This window comes from Micromonospora sp. I033, from assembly GCF_053890995.1.
On sequence record NZ_JBSSLX010000220.1, the window covers coordinates 1 to 9,307 of the forward strand.

A 9,307-nucleotide genomic window follows, 5' to 3' on the forward strand; every position below is an offset into this window, starting at 1 on the left:
CGGGCCGGCCGCGCCCCCCGCCGCCGCCGCGGCGCCGCCGCCGGAGCCGTCCGCGGCGCCCTCGGGGCCCGCCGCCGCGCCCGCGGGGGCGGCGGCGACGGTGCCGGCCGCGTCCCGGACCGACGACGGCTCGGGCGGCGCGCCGGCGGCGGAGCGCGGCGGCTCGGCCGGCCCGGTCAGGTCGCGGGACTCGATGACGGTGCCCTCGATGACGATCGGGGTGAAGCCCCGTCGCGGTGCGGGCGGGCCGGACACGGGCTCGGCGATCGACGGCGGCAGCTCCTCGGCCTCGGCGGGGCCGGGGATCGGCTGGGTCCGCTCGTCCGGGTCCGCGTCGTCACCAGCGCCGGGGCGCCGCCGGGGCAGCACCTGGGTGGCCTCCGCGGGCGGCGCGGCGGGGCGGAACGGCCGGGCCGGTTCCGCCGGCCCACTCGCCGGGGTCGGTCCGGCGGCGTCCACCCGGAACGCCTGGGTCGGGTCCTCCGGCACCGGCTCGTTGAGCGGCCGGCGGCGCGGGAACGGCTGGCCGCCACCGGCGAACCGGGAGGGCGGCGCCGCCGGGTCCCCGGTCCGGCGCGGCGGGTCCAGCGGCGACGACCGCCGGGGCGAGCGGCCCGAGGTGGGCTCGAAGAAGGACCGGGCGGGCGGCGGCGCGGGCTCGGCCGGCCGGCCGTCGGCCGGACCGGAGCGGCCGGCGTCGGGGAAGGGATCCGACCCGTCGGGACGCCGGCGCAGGTCGGTGAGCCAGCCGGCGAGGTTGTCCGCGCCCCGGTCGGTGCCGGCCGGATCGGCGGGTCCGGTGGGCCGCGGGTCGTCGGGGCCGCGGCGGCCGAGCGGACGGGCCGGACGGCCGTTGGCCGGGTCCGGGCGGCGGGTCGGCGGCGGAACGGACGGGTCTGCCGCGGCCGGGACGGTGGGCCGGGTGCTCGGGGCGGGGACGGTCGGGATCGGGACGGTCGAGGGCTCGCCGTCGGCGGGCCCGCGTCCACTCCGTGCCGGCGGGACCGGGCCGGGAGCGACCCGCCCGCCGGCCGCCGGGGACACCGGCGACGGCGGGACGTCCCGGCCGGGCGCGGGCGGGCCACCCCGGGCGGCCCGGGCGGCGCTCTCCACCCGCTCCAGGCGGGCCCGGGCACCCATCGTCCGGCCCGGCAGCCGGACGTCGCCCCGGGCGAGTTGCGCGACGAACCAGGCGGGCAGGTAGCCCTCGATCGGCAGCCCCGGATTGACCGCCAGCCACCACTCGTGGTTGGGCCAGTTCGCGGCCAGGTCGGCGTACGGGACCCGGCGGGTGGCGCCGGCGTTCTCCCCGAGGCAGGCGCGCAGCGCGGCGGCGGAGGTGAAGGCCAGGACGTGCGTCCGACCCCCGGTGGTCCAGGTGCCCCAGCCCATCGGGCTCTGCCCGGCGGGCGTCCCCGCGGCGACCGGCAGCAGCAGCTCGACGCGGGTCAGGATGCGGAAGTAGAGCTGCTGGTCCTGCGCGCGCAGCGCGTCCCGCATCGCCACCTCGGCCTCGGCGGCCGGTTCCCATCCGGTCACGGCCACCTCTCCTTCCGCGAGCAGGCCACAGGCATCGCCTACAACCTACAAGGTGGTAACAAGATCACAATGGCTGGCCATCGACGGTCGGCCGGGTCGTCGGCGAGGCGCTAACATCCCGTTCCGGAGTCGACACGATACGGAGGTTGTCGATGTCCCGGCCCACCGCGCGCCCGGCCCTGGCCGTCCTGGCGGCCCTCCTCGTCGCCGGGTTGCCGGCCGCCCCGGCGGCGGCCCGCGCGCCGTCGGCCTGCGCCGCACCACCCGCGCCGGCCCGCCCCGTCGCCGAGCAGCCGTGGCCCCAGCAGCGGTACGCGCCGGACCGGCTGACCCCGCTCGCCACCGGTGCCGGCGTGGTGGTCGCGGTGGTCGACTCCGGGGTGGACCGGTCCCATCCCCAGCTCACCGGCCGGGTCCTCGACGGCGCCGACTTCCTCGACCCGGGCGGCGACGGCACCCGGGACTGCGCCGGGCACGGCACCGGCGTGGCGAGCATCATCGCCGCGGCACCCCGGCCCGGCGTGGCCTTCCGCGGGCTGGCGCCGCGCGCCCGCATCCTGCCCGTACGGGTCAGCGAACAGCAGGTGGTCGACGGGCGGGAGTCGGGCCGCACGGTCGACCCGGCCGACTTCGCCCGGGCCGTCCGCTGGGCGGTGGACCACGACGCCGACGTGGTCAACCTCTCCGTCGTGCTGTACGCGGACCACCCCGCCGTACGCGCCGCGATCGCCTACGCGGTGCGGCGGGACGTCGTGGTGGTGGCCGCGGCCGGCAACCTGCACGACACCGGCGACCCCCGGCCGTACCCGGCCGCGTACGACGGGGTGCTCGGGGTGGGTGCGATCGGGGCGGACGGCACCCGCGCCGCCTTCTCCCAGACCGGCCCCTACGTCGACCTGGTCGCCCCCGGCACGGACGTGCTGATGGCGGCGCCCCGGCAGGGCCACCACCGGGCGGAGGGGACGAGCTACGCGGCGCCCTTCGTGGCCGGCACCGCGGCGCTGCTCCGCCAGTACCGCCCCGAACTGGGCGCGGCCGAGGTCGCCCGGCGGATCGTGACGAGCGCCGACCCGGCCCCGGGACGGGGCGACGGCTACGGCGCCGGGGTGCTGAACCCGTACCGGGCGGTGACCGAGTCGACCGTCGAGGCGACTGCCCGGGCAGGGGCCGGGGCGGCCCTCCCGGTCGACCGGCCGGACGCGGTCGAACTGGCCCGCGAGGCGCGCCGGGCGACGGCCCGGGACCGGGCGCTGCTGGTGGCCGGCGCGACCGGAACCGCAGCTCTGGTGGTGGTGTTGCTGGCCGTCGTGCTGCCCCGCGGGACGCGCCGCCGCTGGCACCCGGCCGACCCGGCCTGACCCCCGGCGCCGGGAGGCGTGGGCCCGTCCGGAAGGACGGCGGGCGGCACGGGCGGCAGTGCCCGTGCCGCCCGCCGGCGGATCACTGGAACAGGTTGACGTTCCGCTTCTCGGTGTCGAGGTAGTCGGCCGCGGAGTCCTCCACGGCCAGCTTGATGTCGCGCAGCATGGCCTGGAGGTCCTGCGAGGCGGCGCGCCAGCGGGCCTGCCGCTGCTCGTACGCCTCGCGCGCCTCGCCGGACCAGCTCGCCACGAGCGGGGCCGCGTCGCGTTCGAGCTGCCCGAGCTGGCTCTCGAGAGTGGTCAGCGCCCTCTGGATGTCCGCGCCGGCCTGGTGCAGGGCGGCGAAGTTGACGACCAGCACACCGTGGTCCATCGGTCGGTCCTTCCCGTGGTCAGAGGGGCAGTTGGATGCCGCGGTTGGTGGCCGCCACCCGCCCGGCGGCCTCGGTGTCGGACACGTCGTACTGCTGGCCGGCGGTGCGGATCGCGGTCGCGGTCTCCCGCAGCGCCCGCTGCAGGGCCGCCTGGTCCTGCGCCCACTGCTGCTTGACCTGGGCGAAGGAGCGCCCACCGGCGCCCCGCCAGGCCTGCTGCAACACCTCCAGCTCGGCCAGCAGGCCGCTGAGCATGGTTTGCAACGACTGGTCAACCTGCTCGAACTTCGCGGCGGTCTGCTGCATCACCGCCGCTTCTGCCTGGGTCTGGGACACCCCGGACGTCACCTCGTCTCCTCGGTCGTGGCTGGTCGCCGGGAGCGACCACCGTGGACTCGCCGGAGCGCGCCGCCGGAGAAGGGGGGAAGGGGACGGCCGGCACGCCCGACGGAACTCGTCGCTGACGGTAGCGGCCCGACTCCGGTTCTGCTACCCCTCGGGCTCCCCTGTGGACGACGAAGCTCTACGATGAGCCACGGCGGCGTCACCCGGCGAACAGGCGGAGGAGGTGCGGTGAGCGTGACCACCACCGACCGGCCGCCGCCCGCGCCCGCTCGCCCACCACAGTGGACGGGCCGGCCGGCACCGGCCCTGCGCGCCGGGCAGGTGGTGGCGGCGCAGGTCGCGGCGGCCGCGCTGCTCGCGGCCGCGGGCCGGGGCGTCCTGGTGACCGCGGCCGCCCTGCTGCTGGCGGCGGTGCTGCTGCCGGCCGCGTGGGTCCGGATCCGGGGCCGGTGGCTCTTCGAGTGGCTCGCCGTCGGCGCGGCCCACCTGACCCGGCGGCGCGCTCTCCCGGCGACCGCCGGGCCGGCCGCGCTGCTGGAGCTGGCCTGCCCCGGGGCGGCGGTGCGCGCGGCGGAGCTGGCCGGCGGCCCGGCGGCGGTGCTGGAGGACGCCGCCGGGCTGACCGCGCTGCTGGAGATCGGCGACCCGGACGACCTGCTCGGCGACGGCCCGCGGGAGCTGCCGCCGCCGATCGGCCTGCTGCCCCCGGCGGGGCCGGAGAGCCCACCGCTCCGGATCCAGCTGCTTCTCTCCGCGTCGCCCGCAGCCGGGGCGGGCACGGCCGGCACGTCCTACCGCCAGCTCACCGACGGGCGGCTGGCGGCCCGGTCCCGGGCGGTGCTGGCCGTCCGGGCGCTCCGGGCCGACGGCTGGTCCGACGAGGAGCTGCGCCGGGCGCTGTCCGGCACGGTCCGGCGGATCGTCCGCCGGCTCGGCCCGCTCACCGGTCGCCCGCTCGGCGGTCCCGCGGCGCTGCGTGTGGTGGCCGAACTGGCCCACCACGACGCCGGGGCTCCGGTCCGGGAGAGCTGGCCGGCGGTGACGGTGGGCGGGCTGACGCAGACCACCTGGCGGTTGCGCCGCTGGCCGGATCCGCGCACCGACGCCGCGCGGCGGCTGGTGCCCCGGCTGCTGGCGCTGCCGGCCACCGCCACCACCGTCTCGCTCTGCGTCGGTCCGCGCGCCGGTGCGGAGTCCGCGGCCACGCCGGCCGAGCTGACCGTACGTCTGGCCGCCCGCACCGCCGCGGAGCTGTCGGTGGCCGAGCGGGCGCTGCGCCGGCTCGCCGGCGATCTCGGCACGGAGCTGCGCCGGCTGGACGGCGAGCACCTGTCCGGGCTGGCCGCCACCCTGCCGCTGGCGGTCGTCCGGGCGGCCGCGCCCCCGGCCGGGCCCGAGCTGGCCGCCCTGGAGCTCACCCTCGGCGAGTCCGGCCTGATGGTGGGCGCCAACCGGCACGGCGGCGCGGTGGCCGTACGCCTGTTCCGTCCCACGACGACCCGGCTGCTGCTGGTCGGCGGCGTCCGCGCCGCCCAGCTGCTGACCCTGCGGGCGCTGGCGCTGGGCGCCCGGGTGGCGGTGCAGACCGCCCGGCCCCGGGTCTGGGAGCCGTTCGTCCGCGGGGCCGGCGCGCCGGGCGGCGCGGTGCCGCTGGTGCCGCCGGGGCGGCCGGTCGGCGGTGCGCCCGGGTCCCCGCTGCACCCCGTGCTGCTGGTGGTCGACGCCGGCCCGGTGCCGCCGGCGGTCGCCCCGGCGGCGGCCTGGCAGTCCGTCCTGGTGGTCCGCGACGAGCTGACCGCGGCCGACACGGCGGCGCTGGCCCGCGCCGACCTGGCGATCCTGCAACCGCTCGACCCCGGCGAGGCGGCGCTGGCGGGCGCGGCGCTCGGCCTGGGCGGCTCGGCGGAGTGGCTGACCCGGATCCGGGACGACATGGTGGCCGTGGTGAACCGGCGGGCGTTGCGCTGGGCACTGCTCTCGCCGACGCCGATCGAGTCGCAACTGGTCGGTCGCCCGGCCCGGGACTGAGCCGGCACGGGTTCCGCGAGACGACGCGGCATGGCACGATCCCGGCCATGAATTTTCTGAAGGGTCTCCTGATCCGGCTGGGCTCGACGGCCGTGGCCTTCTGGCTGGCCACGCTGCTCATCCCGGGCATCACGCTGGACTCGGATTCGACCACCGAGACGGTGACGACGCTGGTCCTCGTCGCGGTGATCTTCGGGGTGGTCAACGCGGTGCTCCAGCCGATCATCAAGACCGTCGGCTGCGGCTTCTACCTGTTGACCCTCGGCCTGATCGCTCTGGTGGTCAACGGCCTCCTCTTCCTGCTCACCAGCTGGATCGCCGGTGAGGCGGGGCTGCCGTTCCACGTGGACGGCTTCTGGCCGGCCGCGGTGCTGGGCGCGCTCTTCGTCGGCATCGTCACCTGGATCCTCGGCGCCGTCCTCGACCGCGACTGAGCCCGCCACCGGCCGATTCCCGCCCGCCGGCACAGACCAGTGGGCGGGAATTGGCTGGTGAGGCCCCGTCGGGTCGCATCTAGGGTCGGAGGAGTGTTCACCCTGACCCGCCCCGACGGCTACCTGCTCACCACCGATCCGGACCGGCTCGACCTGGACCGGGTCCACCACTGGCTCTCCACCGACGCGTACTGGGCGCTCGGGCGGGACCGGGACACGGTGGGGCGGGCCTTCGCCGGGTCGGTCGGCTTCGGCGTCTACCGGCCCGGGGACGGACGGCAGGTCGCCGTGGCCCGGGTGGTCACCGACCGGGCCACCTTCGCCTGGCTCTGCGACGTCTACGTCGACCGGGCCGCGCGGGGCCTGGGGCTGGGCACCTGGCTGGCCGGCGCGGCCCGCGACCACCTGGCCGAGTGGGGCGTACGCCGGATCGTGCTGGCCACCAACGACGCGCACGGGGTCTACGCGAAGGTCGGCTTCACGCCGGTCGACCCGGACCGATGGATGGAGTACGACAAGCGGGTGACCCAGCTCACTGGAAAGGAGCAAAGCGCCGGTTCACCACTTACGGTGGAGGCGTGAACCAGACCCGTCTCGGCTACCTCTACGGCTTCGGCGCGTACCTGCTCTGGGGCTTCTTCCCGATCTACCTGAAGCTGCTCCGGCCGGCCGGGCCGGTGGAGATCCTCGCGCACCGGATCGTCTGGTCGGTGGTCTTCGTGGCGCTGCTGCTGGCCGCGATGCGCAACATCGGCTTCCTGCGGGCGCTGGCCCGGCGGCCCCGGGCGCTGGCCGCCATCGCGGCCGCCGCCGCGCTCATCGCGGTCAACTGGGGCACCTACATCTACGGGGTCAACTCCGACCGGGTGGTGGAGACCGCCCTCGGCTACTTCATCAACCCGCTGGTCGTGGTGCTGATCGGGGTCTTCGTGCTGCGCGAGCGGCTGCGCCCGGCGCAGTGGGCGGCGCTCGGCGTGGGTGGCCTCGCGGTGGCGGTGCTGACCGTCGACTACGGCCGGCTGCCCTGGCTGGCCCTCACGCTGGCCTTCAGTTTCGCCGGGTACGGGCTGGTCAAGAAGCGGCTCGGGCTGCCCGCCGCGGAGGGACTCTTCGTCGAGTCGGCGGTGCTGGCCCTGCCCGCGCTGGCCTACCTCGGCTGGCTAGGCCGGCAGGGTGAGGCGACCTTCGGGCACGGCTCCGCCGGGCACACCGTGCTGCTGGTGCTGGCCGGCGCGGCCACCGCGATCCCGCTGCTGCTCTTCGCCGGCGCGGCCAACCGGCTGCCGCTGACCGGGCTGGGCATGTTGCAGTACCTCGCGCCGATCCTCCAGCTCGGCTGCGGCGTGCTGGTCTTCCACGAGCCCATGCCGCCGGCCCGGCTGGCCGGGTTCGCCCTGGTCTGGCTCGCCCTCGTGGTGTTCACCGTGGACGCCCTCCGGCACACCCGCCGGGCCCGCGCCGAGGCGCGGGCGGCCGCCCCGGTGCCCGCCGGGGCCCGCTGACCGCGCCTCAGCGGGCGTCGTAGGCGAGCACCGGGGTGCCGTCGGCGCGCACCAGTTCGAGGCGCACCAGCTCTCCGTGGGTGAAGTGGGTGGCACCGACCACGCGGACGTTGTCGCCCGGGGCGGCCAGCCAGGTGCCGAGCTGCTCCGTCGCACCGTCCGGGCCGTGCGCCACCAGCCGGAAGGTGTACGCCTCACGGTGCCCGGCGCGCTGGTCGTACCCGCAGCGCATGGTGACCTCGGTTCCCCACCTCTTGTCGGTCAGGCCGACCTCGGCGTGCAGCGGCACCGGGCCGGAGACCGGCCGCATGGCGGTCATGGCCACCGGCGCGGTCGCGGTCGGGGTCGCCGTCCCGGTCGCCGTCGGCGGCGGGTCGGCGGGCGGTCGGACCAGGGACACCCCGACGCCGGCCAGCACGGCGAGCACGGCCGCGGCGAGCGCGGTCAGCGCGTACCGCCGCCGGGACCGGGACCGTTCGCGGCGCCGGCGGTCCCGCGCGGCGTCGAGCAGCGCGGGCACCCGGGAGGTCTCCGTGGCGGACGGCAGGAACTGCTCCAGCCCGGCCGGGTCGAGCCGGCCCAGCAGGCCGGGCAGCACGGCGATCTCGGCCACCGCCTCCCGGCAGGACGCGCAGCCGGCCAGGTGCCGCTCGTAGGCGGCCCGGTCGGCGGGGGCGAGGGCGCCCAGCACGTACGCGCCGTCGTCGTGCGCGAACTCGCAGCGGGTCATCCGGTCACCCCCATTTCGGCCAGCACCAACCGTAGTGAGCGCAGCGCGTAGTGGGTGCGGGACTTCACCGTGCCCGGCGGCACCCCGAGCCGGGCGGCCGCCTCGGCCACCGACCGCCCCTGGTAGAAGCACTCGACCAGCACCTCGCGGTGGGTCTGGCTGAGCCGGTTCAGCGCCTCGGCCACGGTCCACGCCTCCACCGCGCGCTCCGTCTCGTCGACCGTCTCGGCGGGCTCGGGCAGCTCGTCCGTGTAGACCTCGCCCACCCGGGTGGACCGCCGGCGCCAGGCGTCGATGGCCAGGTTCCGCGCCGTGGTGAAGAGCCAGGCGCGGACCGAGCCGCGGCGCGGGTCCAGCGCCTCCGGGTGCCGCCAGGCCCGGAGCAGGGTCTCCTGCACCAGGTCCTCGGCGCGCGTCCGGTCGCCGTTGACCAGCCGGAGGGCGTGCGCGAAGAGCGCGTCGGCATGCTCGTCGTGCAGCGCGCGCAGCAGTTGGGCGTCGTGGTCGCTGATGGCGGTACCTCGCTTCCGGCGGCGGGGAGACCGGCGATGCGTTCGCCCCTTGATACGTGCCGTGACGCCGAACGGTTCAGCCGCAGGTCACGCCGCAGCTGTTCACGTCCGGTTCATGTTCCCGCCGGTACCCGCTCACCGCACCCTGGCAGCGTCCGCCCGGTACGCGTGCCCGGCGGACCGGGCGCGCCACCGACGTCCGATCAGGAGGCTCCACCCCATGAGCGACCGTCCTCGGCTGCTCCCGCTGCTGGGCGCCACCCGCCACGGCGCCCGGGACGCCATGACCTGCCAGTACCGGTGCGGCAACGCCTGCGACCACCCGGTGCCGAACCGTTCCGACAACCCGTACTTCGGGGACCTGGTCGACGCCCAGGTCTCCCGGCGTGGCGTGGTCCGGGCCGGTGCCGCCGGCGCCCTGGTGCTCGGCTTCGGCGGCGCCGTGGCCGGTGCCCTCCCCGGCGCTGTCTCTTATACCCATC

10 protein-coding genes and 1 pseudogene are annotated in these 9,307 nt (G+C 77.2%); 6 read left to right on the forward strand and 5 right to left on the reverse strand.

Annotated features, from left to right (window positions below):
• A partial coding sequence (locus ACW0Q9_RS25915) for an SseB family protein (protein WP_456185625.1) occupies positions 1-1,539 on the reverse strand: 1,539 nt, incomplete at its 3' end.
• Between the two features lie 152 nt (positions 1,540-1,691).
• Between ACW0Q9_RS25915 and mycP the strand changes: the two genes are divergently transcribed.
• Entirely contained in the window at positions 1,692-2,897 is a 1,206-nt protein-coding gene (gene mycP / locus ACW0Q9_RS25920) for a type VII secretion-associated serine protease mycosin (protein ID WP_456185627.1), read from the forward strand.
• Between the two features lie 82 nt (positions 2,898-2,979).
• On the opposite strand, the gene ACW0Q9_RS25925 is transcribed toward mycP, so the two are convergent.
• Both ACW0Q9_RS25925 and ACW0Q9_RS25930 read right to left on the reverse strand, forming a co-directional pair.
• The gene (locus ACW0Q9_RS25925) at positions 2,980-3,273 is read right to left on the reverse strand and encodes a WXG100 family type VII secretion target (RefSeq protein WP_154229589.1); all 294 of its coding nucleotides are present in this window, start codon (positions 3,271-3,273) and stop codon (positions 2,980-2,982) included.
• Positions 3,274-3,292: 19 nt separating this feature from the next.
• Positions 3,293-3,610, reverse strand: coding sequence for a WXG100 family type VII secretion target (locus tag ACW0Q9_RS25930; protein ID WP_456185639.1), 318 nt, complete (start codon positions 3,608-3,610; stop codon positions 3,293-3,295).
• Positions 3,611-3,802: 192 nt separating this feature from the next.
• Between ACW0Q9_RS25930 and eccE the strand changes: the two genes are divergently transcribed.
• From eccE to rarD, 4 genes are all read left to right on the forward strand, one after another.
• Positions 3,803-5,647, forward strand: coding sequence for a type VII secretion protein EccE (gene eccE / locus ACW0Q9_RS25935; RefSeq protein WP_456185629.1), 1,845 nt, complete (start codon positions 3,803-3,805; stop codon positions 5,645-5,647).
• 47 nt (positions 5,648-5,694) lie between these two features.
• The gene (locus tag ACW0Q9_RS25940) at positions 5,695-6,081 is read left to right on the forward strand and encodes a phage holin family protein (RefSeq protein ID WP_456185631.1); all 387 of its coding nucleotides are present in this window, start codon (positions 5,695-5,697) and stop codon (positions 6,079-6,081) included.
• A gap of 93 nt (positions 6,082-6,174) precedes the next feature.
• On the forward strand, positions 6,175-6,663 hold the full coding sequence (locus ACW0Q9_RS25945) for a GNAT family N-acetyltransferase (RefSeq protein ID WP_456185633.1): 489 nt from the start codon (positions 6,175-6,177) through the stop codon (positions 6,661-6,663).
• On the forward strand, positions 6,660-7,583 hold the full coding sequence (gene rarD, locus ACW0Q9_RS25950) for an EamA family transporter RarD (protein ID WP_456185635.1): 924 nt from the start codon (positions 6,660-6,662) through the stop codon (positions 7,581-7,583). Before ACW0Q9_RS25945 ends, rarD begins: the two co-directional genes overlap by 4 nt.
• A gap of 7 nt (positions 7,584-7,590) precedes the next feature.
• On the opposite strand, the gene ACW0Q9_RS25955 is transcribed toward rarD, so the two are convergent.
• Together ACW0Q9_RS25955 and ACW0Q9_RS25960 are read right to left on the reverse strand one after the other, a co-directional pair.
• Positions 7,591-8,313 (reverse strand): anti-sigma factor family protein, encoded by a 723-nt coding sequence (locus ACW0Q9_RS25955; protein ID WP_456185637.1) that lies wholly within the window; start codon positions 8,311-8,313, stop codon positions 7,591-7,593.
• Positions 8,310-8,825, reverse strand: coding sequence for a sigma-70 family RNA polymerase sigma factor (locus tag ACW0Q9_RS25960; RefSeq protein WP_456185641.1), 516 nt, complete (start codon positions 8,823-8,825; stop codon positions 8,310-8,312). Before ACW0Q9_RS25960 ends, ACW0Q9_RS25955 begins: the two co-directional genes overlap by 4 nt.
• Before the next feature lie 220 nt (positions 8,826-9,045).
• On the opposite strand from ACW0Q9_RS25960, the pseudogene ACW0Q9_RS25965 reads away from it, so the two are divergent.
• Positions 9,046-9,307, forward strand: a pseudogene (locus ACW0Q9_RS25965) (phosphatase); the annotation flags it as partial.

Bases quoted from the DNA above. Each gene is read 5' to 3' on its own strand.
- mycP (WP_456185627.1), top strand. From the start codon at position 1,692: ATGTCCCGGCCCACCGCGCGCCCGGCCCTGGCCGTCCTGGCGGCCCTC.
- ACW0Q9_RS25925 (WP_154229589.1), bottom strand. From the start codon at position 3,273: ATGGACCACGGTGTGCTGGTCGTCAACTTCGCCGCCCTGCACCAGGCC.
- eccE (WP_456185629.1), top strand. From the start codon at position 3,803: ATGAGCCACGGCGGCGTCACCCGGCGAACAGGCGGAGGAGGTGCGGTG.
- ACW0Q9_RS25940 (WP_456185631.1), top strand. From the start codon at position 5,695: ATGAATTTTCTGAAGGGTCTCCTGATCCGGCTGGGCTCGACGGCCGTG.
- ACW0Q9_RS25955 (WP_456185637.1), bottom strand. From the start codon at position 8,313: ATGACCCGCTGCGAGTTCGCGCACGACGACGGCGCGTACGTGCTGGGC.